We start from the raw sequence: 16,380 nt of genomic DNA on the forward strand, positions 1-16,380 counted from the left end.
CAGATTGTCTGATAATTTGTTAAAGAGCAGTGCAACATTCGCTGCCGTTTCCGGTCTTCTGCGTTGTTGCGAGGAGGTGCATTCTACATCTTCCTCATTCAGTGTCAAGCGTTTATTTTCAAGGCTTTTCACTTTTTTTCTTTGTTCTCTCGGCTAACTCACTTAGCGTGGTTTGCCGTGACAACGAGGGCGCATTATAGGGAGTTTTGTGAAGCTGGCAACACTTTTTTTGAGTTTTTTTACTGACCGTTGAATTTTCCATCAAATTGCACTTAAAGCGCCAGTTTTCTGAGCGATCCAAAGCCAAAGCTCGCTAAAATAGGTTTTAGTAATTCGCTATTCTCATCTTCTTTTAGGCAATAAGCGAAGCTAATTTCATTTGACCCCTTAATTTTCGCTTGATTTACGACCAACCACGCAGTTCTTCGTGCAATTGCAGCACCAGAATCAATAATTCGAGTACCATCAGGTAAAACTGAAAGTAGTTCTTCTGCTAATAAAGGGAAATGCGTACAACCTAATACTACAGTATCGGGTGGCTCTTTCATTTTTAGCCAAGGTGCTAAAATCTTACGTAGCTCATCTAGAGAGACTTTTTCACCGTGCAATTTCTTTTCAGCTAATTCCACCAGCTCGGCCGAACCTAAAGAGTGAACTTTGCAATCAGTTGCAAAGCGTTCTATCAGTTCATGGGTATAAGGCCGTTTAACGGTTGCTCTCGTCGCTAATAATCCAACTACACCATTACACGTTAATTTTGCAGCGGGCTTGATGGCGGGTACAACTCCCACAATAGGAATATCGGTAAACTTAGCGCGCAAAGCAGGAAGGCTTACAGTACTGGCTGTATTACAGGCAATAACAATTGCCGCAAGATCATGCTTTTCAGCAACCACACTAACGATACGAACAACACGGTCAATAATAAACTCTTGGGATTTTTCCCCATAAGGGAAAGCTTCATTATCGAAAACATAGATATAGTGAGCATCCGGTAATTTTTCACGGATCTCACGATAAACAGATAAACCGCCAACCCCTGAATCAAAAACTAATACAGTAGGGTTAGCGGTAAGTTGTGCATCAGAAGTTGTAGCTTCCTGTGAGGAAGTATTCACGTCCTGGTGTGTGATAGCCATAAGCTGTCTCATAATCTTTATCAAACAGGTTAGCTATTCTACCACGAATCGATAGATGTGATGTAATAGGATATGACGCAGTTAAGTCCCAAAGACTCACTCCACCTAAAGAAACATTCTCATACGTGCCGTAATCTTTATCTGTGCGCTGACCAATATATTGGTAAGTCACTCCCATATCGAGTTTCTCAACTTGCCAATCAAGTTGATATTTCAACTGTTGACGAGCACGACGATCAAGACGTTGGTGCGTTTCTTTATTTCTTGCATCTATATATTGGTAATTAAAGGTGTGATGGAAAATCCACGTATCCATTTCACCCGTAAATTCGACGCCTTTAATTAATGCCTTACCTATATTTTCATATGTATCGACAGGCTTAGCTGATTTATATGCGATTAAGTTCTCAATATCATTACGGTATGCCGTTACTCGCCACGCTAAAAGGCCTGTTAATCCTTCAAAGCCTCCTTCCCACTGCTTACTTTCCTCTGGTTTTAAATTTAAATTCCCTTCCAAATTCCATAACGGGTTATCCACATACAACTGATTGAGATTAGGTGCTTTAAATGCAGTACCATATCCCCCAATGACACGATAGCCCTCAACAAATTCCCAACCTAAATTCGTTTGCCAAGTGGTATGCCAACCATATTCTGAGTGATTATCAGAACGCACAGACGCTTCAGCGATAACAGTACCTAACTTTTGCTGTCCTGTGAGATATAAGCCGGTATTGTCAAAGTGTTCTTTATTAGGGAATCCGTTAGAGCCGGCTTTTATAGATTGACGTTGCCAATCTATACCGCCACCGACACTGCCATTACCTAATAAAAGGTGATTTCCCCACTGCACATTATATTGTTCAGAGTTAGTAAAACGGCTTCCTTTACCATAACGACCATAACGAGGATCATAGTCATAATCTTTGGTGTAGTTATAACTGGTATTTAAAGAAGAAGAGTAGTTATCGCGATTAAATTTCACGCCACCATCATAGGTGCGGCTGAATAGTGCTCTTGTATCCGTTAAGATATCATTATAACTGTCATAATAAGCATCATAAGCGGTACGATTATCAAAACCATAAGCACGTGCATATATAGAAACATTATCGTTAATATCGTGATTGGCCCCTAACCACAACGATTTATTCATAAAACCGTCGCGATCAGGTTGTGGATGCCCACCTGTATTCCCATTTGCTTCTACATCATAGCCTTTGGTATAGAGATAACTGCCTGCTGCCGTTAATGTCGTTCTGTCCCCGACTTTCTGTTTTACAGATCCATCATATTCTTGGTAGCCATGAGAACCCATTGTGGCGTTAAGCGTTCCTCCTTCCGTTTTTCTTTCTGTGAGGATATTAATCACACCACCAATTGCATCGGAACCATAAACAGAAGAACGAGGCCCTCTTATATATTCAATTCGTTGAACAAGAGAAAGGGGAATTTGGCTAATATCGGAGCTGCCAGACACATTAGCCTGATTTAAACGCACACCATCCACTAAGATAAGTACATGTCGAGATTCAGCACCACGCACATAAATAGAGCTCATCTGCCCTATTCCACCATTTTGTCCCACATCAATACCCGGCATTCTACGTAATACATCAATCACACTATTACTCTGCCAGCGATCAATCTGTTCACGTTCAACAACGGTGATAGGCGCTAAAATAGAAGAGTTCGGCTCTTGAAAGCGGTTTGCAGTCACACTTAATGTATCGCTGTTATTAGCAAATGCACTAAAACTGCTCACCATTACACTCAAAGCTATACTTGAAATAAAGAAAACTTTTTTATTATTCATGAAAATCTGCATCCAACAGAATAAGTAGCAGGATGCCGCCAAAATTAAATAAAGCGCGTATTTAATTTAAGATGCGACAGGTCTTCGGCAGGTCTTCGGACTCTAGGTTAAATAAACAATTTTGTGTATTTAAGATAATGACTTCCCACCGCACTTATGAGTGCTTTGCAGTGTCTTTTATTATCCTTGATCCTATTACCGCTGCGCGTCAGTTCTGGCTTTGCACCAGATTCCCTTTTCACTCCTATAAAGGAGGCCGAACAGCTATGCTACGATTTCAACTTCACTGAGTCCAGAAATTGAACATGAAGAATACTGGACATCTTCATGAGGATCTCTACAATTTCGCTCGCTTAACTTTATTACTGCCAAAAAAAGGCGAGATACCATGCAGAATTCATTACCAACGCAAACATATCAGTCTCAACTGAATGAAAAAACACAACGTCTACAAACGATGATGGCTCCTTTCAATGCGCCTGAAGCAGAGGTTTTTTCATCACCAGAACAGCATTATCGTATGCGTGCGGAATTCCGTATCTGGCATGAAGAAGATTCTCTCTATCATATTATGTTTAACCAAGAGACTAAGCAGCGTATTCGTGTTGACCAATTTCCCGTTGCCAGCCAACTTATTAATAAAATGATGGTTGCCTTATTGGCAGAAATAAAAGACAAGCCAACACTCAGAAAGAAACTATTTCAAATTGATTATCTTTCTACGTTAAGTAATAAAATTATTGTCTCTTTGCTGTATCACAAGAAAATTGATGAAACTTGGCAACAAGAAGCACAAGCATTACGCCAGACCTTAATTGCTCAAGGCTTTGATGTGCAGTTAATCGGCCGTGCATATAAAACAAAAATTATGCTCGACAACGATTTTATTGATGAAGTGTTACCTGTCGCGGGTAAAGAGATGATTTATCGCCAAGTTGAAAATAGCTTCACGCAACCTAATGCTCAGGTCAATATTAAAATGTTGGAATGGGCATTAAAGGCAACAGAAAACGCGAAAGGTGATCTGCTTGAATTGTATTGTGGTAATGGCAACTTTTCATTAGCGCTCGCACGTAATTTTGAGCGTGTACTGGCAACAGAAATTGCAAAACCATCTGTTCATGCGGCGCAATACAACATAGCAATGAACCACATTGATAATGTAAAAATTATTCGTATGTCTGCAGAAGATTTTACGCAAGCAATGAATGGAGTAAGAGAATTTAAACGTCTAGAAGGGATTGATTTAAAAGATTACCAATGTGAAACCATTTTTGTCGATCCACCTCGCAGTGGTTTAGATGAGAAAACTGTAGAGCTGGTTAAAACTTATCCTAGCATTTTATACATCTCTTGTAACCCAGAAACACTTTGTCAAAATTTAGAGACCCTAATAAAAACACATAAAATCAGCAAATTAGCTTTATTCGATCAATTCCCATACACCCATCATATGGAATGTGGTGTGTTATTAGAAAAAAGATAACTGCTTATTTCTCTTCTTAGAGTAAAAAATCCTTTAATAACCCGAATAAAAACAAAAACACCAGCAAGATAACTTGCTGGTGTCAAAATTTCGCTGTGTTTACAACAAAGAGATAAGTACAGACTAGTACTGTTCTGCTTGTGATGCTCTTTCAGCTTCTTCGGCCTGTAGACGTAAGCGTTGGCGCTGTTTAAATTGACGATAAATCCACAACGCAACAATAACAATACAAACAGAAGAGAAAAAGTTTGAACCCCATTCAGGGTTAGCTGTTCTGGTGTAAGCGTTATAACCGAATAGGCCTAATAAAAAGAATGAAAAAATCAGCTTAGGCATACCATCGGTCATAGGTTGATTTAAATAACGCTGATATAAACAGTAAACTGCCAAGATTAAACTGATTAGTGGGAAAACTGACCACGTCTCAATAAACGGATTAAAAAAACTCGAATAAGTACCATGTAAAGCGACACCAATGACTGTGGCAAGTAATAGCGTGCTTTTTTCACAGCGATTTTGTTCCATCATTTGTCTCCTTTCTGATGCGTTTTTTTCTTTATTTCTGGGTTATCTTGTAGAGGTGTTTGCGTCTCTTGCTCGCGTCGATACCAATAATAAGCACCTTTAGCAATCATACGCAGTTGTAAAACTAATCTTTCTTCTAATTGTTGACGCTTTTCAATATCAATATCCAGTGCTTCTGCGCCTGCACTAAATACAATAGTGACCATTGCTTCAGATTGCATTTCTGTAAAATAACGTGGCATATGACTTTCTTGCTCAAGGTAGTCTGCCAGTTCTGCAATAAAATGTTGGATCTCTCGTGCGACTGCGGCACGAAATTCCGCCGAAGTCCCAGAACGCTCACGTAATAGTAATCGAAATGCATTAGGATTATTGCCAATGAATTCCATAAAAGTAGCTACTGATGTTCTGATAACACTGCCACCTTTCGCAATGCGTTGACGTGCTTGTCGCATCAGTTGGCGTAACATCAATCCACTTTCATCAACCATTGTCAGCCCAAGTTCATCCACATCTTTAAAATGGCGATAAAATGAGGTAGGCGCAATACCGGCTTCTCTAGCTACTTCTCGTAAGCTTAAGCTGGTAAAGCTACGTTCAGCACTCAGTTGGCTAAAAGCAGCTTCAATTAAAGAGCGACGAGTTTTTTCTTTTTGTTTAGCTCTGATGCCAATATTATTACTCACAGAAATCCTGATAATCCTAATTTGGTTTATGCTCAATATATCAAACTTTGTTAAAAAAGCAGTGCGTACAATCATCTCTAAAGACACATTCTCATAAAAACTCAACAAAGTGTGACTAATGCCCTTAATGTCAATTGGGCTATTATTCATTCTAATGTTAATATAGCGTTGTCGGTTTGTATAAAACAGGTCTCTTCCTATGCAACATTCTCATTTCGATGCCATTGTTATCGGTTCAGGTCCTGGCGGTGAAGGCGCGGCCATGGGGCTTGTGAAACAAGGAAAACGCGTCGCAGTTATAGAACGTTATAACAAAGTTGGTGGTGGTTGTACGCATTGGGGCACTATTCCCTCCAAAGCCCTACGCCATGCAGTAAGTCGCATTATCGAGTTTAATCAAAACCCACTTTATAGCGACCAATCTCGTCTTATTAACTCCTCTTTTTCTCAAATACTTCGTCAAGCCAGCACCGTGATTAGTCAGCAGACTAAAATGCGTCAAGGTTTCTACGAACGTAATAACTGTACAATGTATTCGGGTGAAGCAGCATTTATTGACGAGCACAGGATCAGCGTACGTTACCCTGATGGTACTTGCGATATTCTCTCTGCTGATAGCTTTATTATTGCAACGGGCTCTCGCCCTTACTGCCCACCTGATGTCGATTTCTCTCATTCTCGTATTTATAACAGTGACACTATACTTGATTTAGAGCATGAACCTCACCATGTCATTATTTATGGCGCGGGTGTCATTGGTTGTGAATATGCCTCTATCTTTAGAGGATTAAGAGTAAAAGTAGACTTAATCAACACTCGTGATCACCTCTTGTCTTTCCTTGATCAAGAGATGTCTGATGCACTTTCTTATCACTTCTGGAATAACGGCATTGTTATTCGTCATAATGAAGAATACGAAAGCATTGAAGGCGTCGATGATGGTGTTATTGTTCACCTAAAATCAGGTAAAAAAGTCAAAGCAGATTGCCTACTCTACGCAAATGGCCGAACAGGAAATACGGATCTGCTGGGCTTAGAAAATGTGGGCATTAAAACAGATAGTCGTGGGCTCGTTTCTGTTAACGCCCATTACCAAACCAGTTGTGAACACATTTATGCCGTAGGGGATGTCATTGGTTATCCAAGTCTGGCTTCAGCTGCTTATGATCAAGGTCGTATTGCGGCTTTGGCAATCACAGCGGGAAAATCAGAAACACACTTGATTGAGGATATTCCAACTGGGATCTACACCATTCCTGAAATTAGTTCTGTAGGTAAAACAGAGCAACAACTCACTGCAATGAAAATCCCTTATGAAGTGGGCCGTTCTCAGTTTAAACATCTGGCAAGAGCACAAATAGCAGGTATGAATGTAGGGAGTTTGAAAATTCTCTTCCACCGTGAAACCAAGCAAATTTTAGGTATTCACTGCTTCGGCGAACGCGCAGCAGAAATTATTCATATTGGCCAAGCAATTATGGAACAAAAAGGTGAAGGTAATACTATCGAATATTTCGTTAATACGACCTTCAACTATCCAACAATGGCAGAAGCCTATCGTGTTGCTGCACTTAATGGTTTAAACCGCTTATTTTAATGCACTCTGTTTTTCTGCATAAAATGCGGTCATATGTTCACGGATTGTCTCTGCTAACTGTTCATAACGATTACGCAAAGGCGATCCGGGACGATAAACCAAAATAATAGAACGTGATGGATTGGGATCAGTACATTCTAGATAACAAACTCCATCACGTTTCTGCTCTTGAGGCACTGATAAATCAGGCAATAGGGTTATTCCACTACCCGCAGCGACCATATTACGTAATGTCTCTAAACTCGTTGCTCTAAAATGAGTGTCTTCTTTTGCACCCGCCTGGAAGCAAAATCCTAACGCTTGATCCCGTAAACAGTGCCCATCTTCTAGCATCAATAAACGCTGACCCGCTAAATCGCCCATTGGTACAGACTCACGTTCATGCCACGGATGTCCTTCATAAATCGCTAATTTCATTGGCTCTTCAAATAGAGGCACTTCAATAAACGGCGCACTCTCTTTAACCATTGCTAAAATTGCACAATCGAGCTTTCCGCTATCTAGTTGAGCTAATAAGCTATGAGTTTGTGCTTCATGAAGGTACATCTCTAACTTAGGATAGTTTTTATGCAATTCAGGAATAATATGAGGCAATAAATAAGGGCCGACAGTAGGAATAAGTCCAATATGTAAAGGGCCAGCCATACTTTCGCCTTGCAATGAAGCCATTTCTTGTAGCACTTTTACTTCACGTAGAACGGTTTTCGCTTGATCCACCAGCAACAAACCTTGTTGCGTAAACAGAACCTTACGGCTAGTTCGTTCAAGCAACATTACACCCAGTTCATCTTCAAGCTTACGAATTTGGCCACTTAATGTTGGTTGACTCACATGGCAAGAATCTGCCGCACGGCGAAAATGTTTATGCTCAGCTAGAGCCACCAGATATTCCAAATCACGGATATTCATTGCAGATCCCACATTTATTGCTGATAGTTAATGTCTATAGATAATATAGCAACTGATAAATTTTTCTATCAGTCGAATGTTATTCTGTCTCTCTTTTTTGATATTTTTTAATAAACAAGTCTAATTACTTTATATTCTAAAGAATTCAAGATGAACACAGATATTATCGGCAATTCAAAATAAAAAAACAGGGCAATAAATCCCCTGTTCTTATGGAATAACAGTAAGTTGTCTTAAATAAACTCTTTTTTATTTATCCATTCTTAATGTTTCTTTTGCCTTTTCTATCGCATAAGTGACCTGTTTTTGAGAAACGCCACCTTTTGCAAGACGCTTATCTAAACATGATTGAAGCGATAAAATATCGTACACATCAATCGTGATTTTATCGTTAAACATCTGTAATTCAGAAAGAGGAAGCTCTTCAATCGCTTTACCTTGCTCAATCGCACAAACAACCACTTCACCCACAATATGGTGCGCTTCACGAAATGGCACGCCTTTAGCAACAAGATAATCTGCCAGTTCAGTAGCGTTAGCATAACCTTGTTTAGCGGCTTCTTCACAGCGAGAACGACGGATCTGAATGCCATCAAGAACTAATGTTGCCATATGCAAGCAATCAGACCATGTATCAATAGCATCAAATAACCCTTCTTTATCTTCTTGCATATCTTTATTGTAAGCCAAAGGCAGGCCTTTTAAGGTCATCATCATGCCTGTTAATGCACCTTGAACACGTCCACATTTTCCACGGATAAGCTCAAGCGCATCAGGGTTTTTCTTTTGAGGCATTAATGATGAGCCTGAAGTCACTTTATCTGATAATTCAATAAAGCCTGCTTCTCCACTATTAAAGAAAATTAAATCTTCAGCAAAACGAGATAAATGTACCATCCCAATAGATGCGGAAGATAATAGCTCCAATACATGATCACGATCAGATACACTGTCTAGGCTATTATTAGTTGCACTCGCAAAACCTAACCACTCCGCTAATTGTTCACGATCGATATCATAAGCGGTACCCGCTAATGCACCGCATCCCAGTGGGCTGATATCCAAACGTTTCAAAGCATCAGCTAAACGACTTTCATCTCTAGCTAACATTTCATTGTAGGCCAAACACCAGTGTGCGAATGTTACTGGTTGAGCGCGTTGTAAATGGGTATAACCCGGCATCACCGCATTTTGATTTTGTTCTGCCGTAATGACTAAAGCCTTTTGTAATTCAACAATCGCTTGGCGAAGATGAATGACCTCTTCTTTGCACCATAATTTTAAGTCTGTTGCGACCTGATCATTACGGCTACGACCTGTATGTAATTTTTTACCTAAATCGCCAACTTTAGCAATAAGCTTACTTTCAACCCAACTATGAATATCTTCTGCATCACTTTGCAAAATTGATTGTGGATTTGCTGTTACTTCTTCTGATAATTCATTTAAAGCTTGCTCAAGTTGAGCTTGTTCATCTTGCGATAATACGCCCACTGTGACTAACGCTTTAGACCAAGCTACTGAGCCAAAGATATCCTGTTGTGCCAGTCGAAAATCAAACCGCAGTGAATCATTGAATTGTTTAAACCGTTGATCAGCTTCCTGACTAAAACGTCCACCCCAGAGTGCCATAATCGCTTCCTGTATTTATTCTGTGTAATAAAAAAGAGTGAGAGTGATGCTTATTAGCACCACTCTATTGCCTGATGTTATTTCTTGCTCAGCGCACGAATACGTGATGGCAGAGAATATAAACGGATAAAACCTTCAGCATGACTGTGATCGTAAACTTCATCTTCACCAAAGGTTGCAAATTCCTCAGAGTACAGGCTATTTTCTGATTTTTTCTGAATGGCATTCACATGGCCTTTATAAAGCTCTAAAACCACTTCGCCATTCACCTCTTTTGCCAGCGATTCAGCAGCTGCTTGTAGTGAAGCTCGGATTGGCGTAAACCAACGACCGTCATAAGCCACATACGACATTTCTAAACCAAGTTGTTGACGCCATTTAAATGCATCTCTATCAAGAACAAGTTGCTCAACACCACGCAGAGCAGCCATCATGATAGTGCCCCCTGGAGTTTCATAGCAGCCACGAGATTTCATTCCCACTAAACGGTTTTCAACAATATCAATACGTCCGATACCGTGCTTAACACCTAATGTATTTAATGTATCTAAACATTCAAAAGGTGATTGTGTTTTACCGTTTACCGCGACAACTTCACCTGCTTTCACTGTAACAGTGACTAATTCTGGTGTCTCTGGCGCTTTCTTAGGATCGACTGTCCATGCCCAACAATCTTCATTTGACGCATTCCATGGACTTTCTAACACACCACCTTCCGTTGAGATATGCCATGCGTTTTCATCACGACTATAAATTTTCTCAAGTGTAGCCGTAGTGGGAATATTACGAACTTTCAGATAATCCAGCAGTGCTTCACGAGAACGTAAATCCCATTCTCTCCAAGGTGCGACGACTTTAAGTTGTGGAGCAAGTGCCGCATAAGTGCTTTCAAAACGAACTTGATCGTTACCTTTACCTGTTGCACCATGAGCAACAGCATCAGCACCTAATTTTAATGCCAACTCAACCTGTGCTTTAGCAATAACAGGACGTGCCATTGAAGTACCTAATAAGTAGCTACCTTCATATAAAGCACCTGTTTTTAATACAGGATAAACATAGTCTTTGATAAACTCTTCACGTAAATCAACGACATAACACTCAGATGCTCCCGACGCTAACGCTTTTTGTTCTACACCAACTAAATCATCACGGCTTTGCCCAACATCTGCAACAAAAGCAACAACTTCACAGTTATCGTAATGTTCTTTTAGCCAAGGAATGATCGCCGAAGTATCTAATCCACCTGAGTACGCAAGTACAATTTTCTTAATGCCTTTAGTCATAGTGATAACCTTCAATTCCTAATTTGTTTAAATTCAGCCAACTATCAAATAGTGATAAGATTTCTAGAGTTATTTTTAAGCTAAAATACGGGTTCCTACTGCAACACCATTAAACAGTGCAGTTAGTTTTTCAGCATGGCGCCAACTAGCAATTTCAACGGGTTTACCGAGTGTTTTTGCCGCTTCTAACGCTGCATTTACTTTCACAATCATGCCGTCAGTGATAATGCCTTGGTCAATTAATGTCTGTGCTTTTTCGGCTGATATCTCTGCTATCTTTTGGCCCTTACCATCTAAAATGCCACTGACATCTGAAAGCAACACTAAATCAGCACCCAATGTTTCTGCGATAGCGGTTGCGGCTTGATCTGCATTCACATTCATCAACTCTCCCTTCTCAGTCATACCGATAGAGCTGATAATAGGTAGATAGCCCGCACCCAGTAATAAATTAAGTAAATCAGGAGAGCCGGGAGTTGCATTTCCTACATGGCCTAACTCTTCATTGATTTGAGTGACTTTCGCTAATTGTCCATCACCCAAAGAAAGTCCCACGCCATTAAGCCCAAATTGAGTTGCCCACGATAACAAGGTCTTATTGGCACTTCCCGCCAGTGCTCCTGTAATGATGTCTATCTGATCAGCGGGTGTAACACGCAGGCCTTGCTTTTTCACGACCGGTAATTGCAATTTACCCATCAATTCATCCACCAAACAGCCACCACCATGTACGATGACCAAAGGGCGAGAGTGTGTTGAACGATATTGTTGTAATGCTGTGAAAAAGCGTGTTAACGCTTCTTCGTTATCAAGGAGTACACCACCCAGTTTGATAATTAATGGTTCCATGAAACTTCCCTACTCATTATTTAAATAAGTGATTCGGTTTCAGCGAAACCAAACCGAATATTCATACATTGCACCGCCTGCGCTGCGGCCCCTTTTAACAAGTTATCTTCAACACCCACCACAATCAGATGTTCACCTTGTTGAGCAAACCCGATATCACAAAATGCAGTTCCTACCACGGCTTTTAATGCAGGTAATCCTTTGTCGTAAATACGCACCAATGGCTTGTCTTGATAAGCTTCATCAAAGACTTGTCTTACATCCTCTTGTGTCACACCCTCTTTTAACTTGCAGGTGATAGTGGCTAAGATCCCTCTGGCAAAATTACCTAGATGAGGTGTAAAAATGACATCAATACCCAGATGTGTTGCAATTTCAGGTTGATGGCGGTGTGTAAACACACCATAAGGCTGCAAGCTCACTTCACAAAAACTGCTAGTTAAAGAGGCTTTTCTGCCAGCACCACTCACACCGCTGGTGGCATTAATGACTGGCCATTGCGCAGTATCTAACAGCCTCGCTTCCACAAGCGGTTTTAGAGACAACTGAGATACTGTTGGATAACAGCCCGGCACAGCAATTAATTGCGCCTGACTGATAACGTCAGCATTCCATTCAGCTAATCCATAAACTGCCTGTGATAACCAATCTATATTCTTATGCTCGAATCCATAGTATTGTTGATAAAAATGCTTGTTTTGTACTCGATAAGCACCCGATAAGTCGAACACCACACAACCTTGTTCTAAAAAAATCGGGGCAATGTCATGGCTGACTTCATGGGCTGTTGCTAAAAAAACGATATCAATATTTTCAGCCGCTTTAACAACATCAACCATTGGCTCTAAAGGAAGATCCACTAAGCCACGATATTGAGGATGAAGTTCAGAAAAGCACTTTCCTGCATCTGCACTTTGAGCTGATACCATCAGTCTGCTCAAATTCACATGAGGATGCTGCTGAAGATAGGCGGCTAATTCAGCGCCAGTGTAACCACTTGCTCCTACAATCAGAGTATTTAACATGTCATTCTTACCTTGTACTATGAACACAAACCGATTAATGTATTTTTATTCAAAAAAAGTGCATGAATATTGATACTATTATGAAGAAAGGCTGTCAACAGTGAATATTAAATTACCTACATTTATTGAGATTTATCGTCAATTAATTGCAACGCCCTCTATCAGTGCTACAGATGCTAAGAACGATCAAAGCAATGAATCGCTGATTAATTTGCTTGCTAATTGGTTGGAAACATTAGGTTTTTCAATTGAAATTCAACCTGTACCTGAAACTCGAGGAAAATTTAACCTTTTAGCAACATTGGGAACAGGGAAAGGCGGATTATTACTCTGTGGTCATACTGACACAGTGCCATTTGATGAAGGTCGTTGGACACAAGATCCTTTTACACTGACAGAAAAAGAAAATAAGTTATACGGCTTAGGCACTGCGGATATGAAAGGTTTTTTTGCTTTTATTCTTGATGCATTGCGAAATATAGACACTAAGGCGTTAACTCACCCTCTTTATATTCTCGCCACCGCAGATGAAGAAACCTCTATGGCAGGCGCACGTTATTTTGCTGCCAATACGACAATCCGCCCTGATTTTGCCATTATTGGCGAACCGACATCCCTAAAACCTATTCGTGCTCATAAAGGGCATTTATCAAATGCGATACGTATTACGGGGCAATCAGGACATTCTAGCGATCCCGAAAAAGGAGTGAATGCGATTGAGCTAATGCATGAATCCATTACTCATCTTAGTACACTGCGCGATACGCTAAAAACGCGCTATAACAACCCTGCATTTGTTATCCCTTATCCCACTATGAACTTTGGTTATATTAATGGCGGTGATGCAGCAAATAGAATTTGTGCTTGCTGCGAACTTCATATGGATATTCGCCCATTACCAGGGCTTACATTGCAAGATTTAGATGATTTACTACACGAAACATTAGCGCCCGTAAAAGCACGTTGGCCGGGTCGCTTAAATGTTGAAGCGCTACACGATCCTATTCCCGGTTATGAGTGCCCGACCGATCATAAAATGGTTGCTGTCATTGAAAAGTTATTAGGTGAGAAAGCGCAAACAGTGAACTACTGTACTGAAGCGCCATTTATTCAGGATCTCTGCCCTACCTTAGTATTAGGCCCAGGTTCGATTGAACAAGCCCACCAGCCTGATGAGTTTATTGATATGGCTTTTATTGAGCCAACTCGTGAATTAATGGGGCAATTAATTGAAAACTTCTGTTTAACAGAGAAAGCTAAATAATAAAAAACCCTATCGGCTTATGTTGATAGGGTCTGGTCTATTTATCTACAATTTAGATTCTAAATAATCCAAGTTGCCGGTAGACGATTAACGTAACCAATTGGTTTTAGCGAGTTGAACAATTTCATCACCTCGGCCATTAATAATCGCTTTCATCATATACAAACTAAAACCTTTTGCCTGTTCAAACTTAATTTCAGGAGGCATAGAAAGCTCTTGTTTTGCAGTTACGACATCCACAATCACAGGACCATCATGTTCAAAAGCTTCTTTCAGGGCCTTATCCAGATCTTCCCCTTTTTCGACGCGAATACCTTTGATACCAGATGCATTAGCAATGGCTGCAAAATCAGGGTTATGCAAATCTGTGCCATCCGTTAAATAACCCCCCGCTTTCATCTCCATAGCCACAAAACCTAATACACTGTTATTAAAAATAACCACTTTCACTGGCAAATTCATTTGTGCTAACGAGATAAAATCACCCATTAGCATAGTAAATCCACCATCGCCACACATTGCAACAACTTGGCGTTTTCTATCTAATGCTTGTGCACCAATAGCTTGAGCCATCGCATTTGCCATAGAGCCATGATTAAACGAGCCCAGCAAACGACGTTTTCCATTCATTCCTACATAACGAGCTGCCCACACGGTTGGTGTTCCGACATCACAGGTAAAAATGGCATCATCATTTGCCAACTCACTCAGTCTACGTGCTAGATATTGTGGATGAATAAGTTCTCGTTCACTTGGTTGTGCAAGTGCATCCAAATCTTGTCGTGCTTTCGAGTAATGTTTCAAGGAAGCATCAAGGTGAGAGGTATCTGTTTTCTCTTTTAAACGAGGCTGTATAGCATTTAGCGTTGCTTTAATATCACCAATCATTGCCATATCGACATGACAATGTGAACCGAGACTACTTGGATTAATATCGATTTGAATAATATTGGCTTTTGATGGATAAAACGCGCGATAAGGAAATTGTGTTCCTAATAGCACCAGCGTATCCGCATTTTCCATCGCATGATAACCTGATGAAAAACCAATTAACCCAGTCATTCCTACACTGTACGGATTTTTCCACTCAATGTGCTCTTTGCCTCGCAATGCATGTACAACAGGTGCTTTTAAAGTTTGAGCTAATTTAATCACTTCATCGTGTGCCTGAGCGCACCCTGCACCACACATTAAGGTAATATTTTTTGCATTATTCAGTGCATCAGATAATTTTTCGATTTCAAAGCGATTAGGCATAATCAGTGGGAACTGCAGCGGATACCAATTTTCAGGCGCATCTTCTGGAGCGGGTTTTAGCGCGACATCACCCGGTAAAACCACAACCGCCACCCCTTTTTTCAAAATCGCGGTTCGCATAGCGATAGCGAGAACTTGCGGGATCTGCTCTGGGTTTGAAACTAATTCACAATAATGACTGCATTCACGGAAAAGCTCTTGAGGATGAGTCTCCTGAAAATAATTGCTACCAATTTCAGCAGAAGGAATATGGGCAGCAATGGCTAACACTGGTACATGATTACGATGGCAATCAAAAAGCCCATTGATAAGATGTAAATTTCCCGGCCCACAAGAGCCAGCACAAACCGCCAATTCGCCATTGACTGTGGCTTCGGCACCTGCAGCAAATGCGGCCACTTCTTCATGGCGAGTTCCCATCCACTCAATTGTTCCCATTTTTCGCAAGCTATCACTTAATCCATTGAGTGAATCACCTGTCACGCCCCAAATACGTTTTACACCTGCATTATGGAGTACTTTAGCAATATAAGTTGCAACTGTTTGCTTACTCATGGTGATCTCTTTCCTCAGTTTTGGGTAAATTATATCTCTGCGCGCTAAGCCTATTTCCTTGTGTTCATCGATTTCTTTCCCTTACCTGCTTACAGAGAAATTTATTTTACTAACTCAAATATAAAGAATAACACCTATCACTATAATGTCACTGTCGTGATAAAGTAAGTCTCGGTAAAAAATGTAAAAATAAAATATCACTTACAAATACATTCATTAAATTTATAACAATCGCATTAAATAAGAATATATCTCATTAATAACGTATTATTATTTAATAAATAATGGACAAACATTGTTTATAGGATTATTTTAATAATTAAAATAATTTTTAATTATGGTTTTTCACAT

The 16,380-nt window shown here is 40.2% G+C and carries 13 protein-coding genes and 1 riboswitch; of the genes, 3 read left to right on the forward strand and 10 right to left on the reverse strand.

Annotated features, from left to right (window positions below):
* Nucleotides 1–272: 272 nt before the first annotated feature.
* Together murI and btuB are read right to left on the reverse strand one after the other, a co-directional pair.
* Nucleotides 273–1,139 carry a glutamate racemase gene (murI, locus tag ABN217_RS11845; RefSeq protein ID WP_196554588.1) on the reverse strand — a complete coding sequence of 289 codons (867 nt, stop codon included), beginning with the start codon at nucleotides 1,137–1,139 and terminating at the stop codon, nucleotides 273–275.
* The gene (gene btuB, locus ABN217_RS11850) at nucleotides 1,084–2,958 is read right to left on the reverse strand and encodes a TonB-dependent vitamin B12 receptor BtuB (protein WP_196554589.1); all 1,875 of its coding nucleotides are present in this window, start codon (nucleotides 2,956–2,958) and stop codon (nucleotides 1,084–1,086) included. Before btuB ends, murI begins: the two co-directional genes overlap by 56 nt.
* 69 nt (nucleotides 2,959–3,027) lie before the next feature.
* A riboswitch (cobalamin riboswitch) is annotated at nucleotides 3,028–3,234 on the reverse strand.
* A gap of 112 nt (nucleotides 3,235–3,346) precedes the next feature.
* Between btuB and trmA the strand changes: the two genes are divergently transcribed.
* Nucleotides 3,347–4,444, forward strand: a complete 1,098-nt coding sequence (gene trmA, locus ABN217_RS11855) for a tRNA (uridine(54)-C5)-methyltransferase TrmA (RefSeq protein WP_196554590.1) — start codon at nucleotides 3,347–3,349, stop codon at nucleotides 4,442–4,444.
* Between the two features lie 123 nt (nucleotides 4,445–4,567).
* On the opposite strand, the gene ABN217_RS11860 is transcribed toward trmA, so the two are convergent.
* Entirely contained in the window at nucleotides 4,568–4,969 is a 402-nt protein-coding gene (locus ABN217_RS11860; protein WP_072070604.1) for a YijD family membrane protein, read from the reverse strand.
* Entirely contained in the window at nucleotides 4,969–5,655 is a 687-nt protein-coding gene (gene fabR / locus ABN217_RS11865) for an HTH-type transcriptional repressor FabR (RefSeq protein WP_072070605.1), read from the reverse strand. Before fabR ends, ABN217_RS11860 begins: the two co-directional genes overlap by 1 nt.
* 199 nt (nucleotides 5,656–5,854) lie before the next feature.
* Here fabR and sthA point away from each other — a divergent pair, with 199 nt between their 5' ends.
* On the forward strand, nucleotides 5,855–7,252 hold the full coding sequence (gene sthA, locus ABN217_RS11870) for a Si-specific NAD(P)(+) transhydrogenase (protein ID WP_196554591.1): 1,398 nt from the start codon (nucleotides 5,855–5,857) through the stop codon (nucleotides 7,250–7,252).
* Here sthA and oxyR read toward each other — a convergent pair.
* The 5 genes from oxyR to argC form a co-directional block, all read right to left on the reverse strand.
* Nucleotides 7,244–8,161 carry a DNA-binding transcriptional regulator OxyR gene (gene oxyR / locus ABN217_RS11875; RefSeq protein ID WP_072070607.1) on the reverse strand — a complete coding sequence of 306 codons (918 nt, stop codon included), beginning with the start codon at nucleotides 8,159–8,161 and terminating at the stop codon, nucleotides 7,244–7,246. The genes sthA and oxyR overlap by 9 nt on opposite strands.
* A gap of 249 nt (nucleotides 8,162–8,410) precedes the next feature.
* Nucleotides 8,411–9,793: an argininosuccinate lyase gene (gene argH, locus ABN217_RS11880; RefSeq protein WP_197269678.1), complete on the reverse strand. Its 1,383-nt coding sequence runs from the start codon at nucleotides 9,791–9,793 to the stop codon at nucleotides 8,411–8,413.
* Nucleotides 9,794–9,870: 77 nt separating this feature from the next.
* Nucleotides 9,871–11,079: an argininosuccinate synthase gene (locus ABN217_RS11885; protein ID WP_196554593.1), complete on the reverse strand. Its 1,209-nt coding sequence runs from the start codon at nucleotides 11,077–11,079 to the stop codon at nucleotides 9,871–9,873.
* Nucleotides 11,080–11,154: 75 nt separating this feature from the next.
* Nucleotides 11,155–11,928, reverse strand: a complete 774-nt coding sequence (gene argB, locus ABN217_RS11890; RefSeq protein ID WP_196554594.1) for an acetylglutamate kinase — start codon at nucleotides 11,926–11,928, stop codon at nucleotides 11,155–11,157.
* A 20-nt stretch (nucleotides 11,929–11,948) separates the two neighbouring features.
* Nucleotides 11,949–12,953 (reverse strand): N-acetyl-gamma-glutamyl-phosphate reductase, encoded by a 1,005-nt coding sequence (gene argC, locus ABN217_RS11895; protein WP_349459441.1) that lies wholly within the window; start codon nucleotides 12,951–12,953, stop codon nucleotides 11,949–11,951.
* Between the two features lie 100 nt (nucleotides 12,954–13,053).
* Here argC and argE point away from each other — a divergent pair, with 100 nt between their 5' ends.
* Nucleotides 13,054–14,217: an acetylornithine deacetylase gene (argE, locus tag ABN217_RS11900; RefSeq protein WP_197269679.1), complete on the forward strand. Its 1,164-nt coding sequence runs from the start codon at nucleotides 13,054–13,056 to the stop codon at nucleotides 14,215–14,217.
* Nucleotides 14,218–14,304: 87 nt separating this feature from the next.
* On the opposite strand, the gene poxB is transcribed toward argE, so the two are convergent.
* A complete protein-coding gene (poxB, locus tag ABN217_RS11905) occupies nucleotides 14,305–16,029 on the reverse strand; it encodes a ubiquinone-dependent pyruvate dehydrogenase (protein ID WP_349459442.1) in 1,725 nt (574 codons plus the stop codon).
* Between the last annotated feature and the right edge of the window lie 351 nt (nucleotides 16,030–16,380).

The organism is Proteus sp. fly-1067 (assembly GCF_040139345.1).
Taxonomy (GTDB): Bacteria; Pseudomonadota; Gammaproteobacteria; order Enterobacterales; family Enterobacteriaceae; genus Proteus; species Proteus vulgaris_B.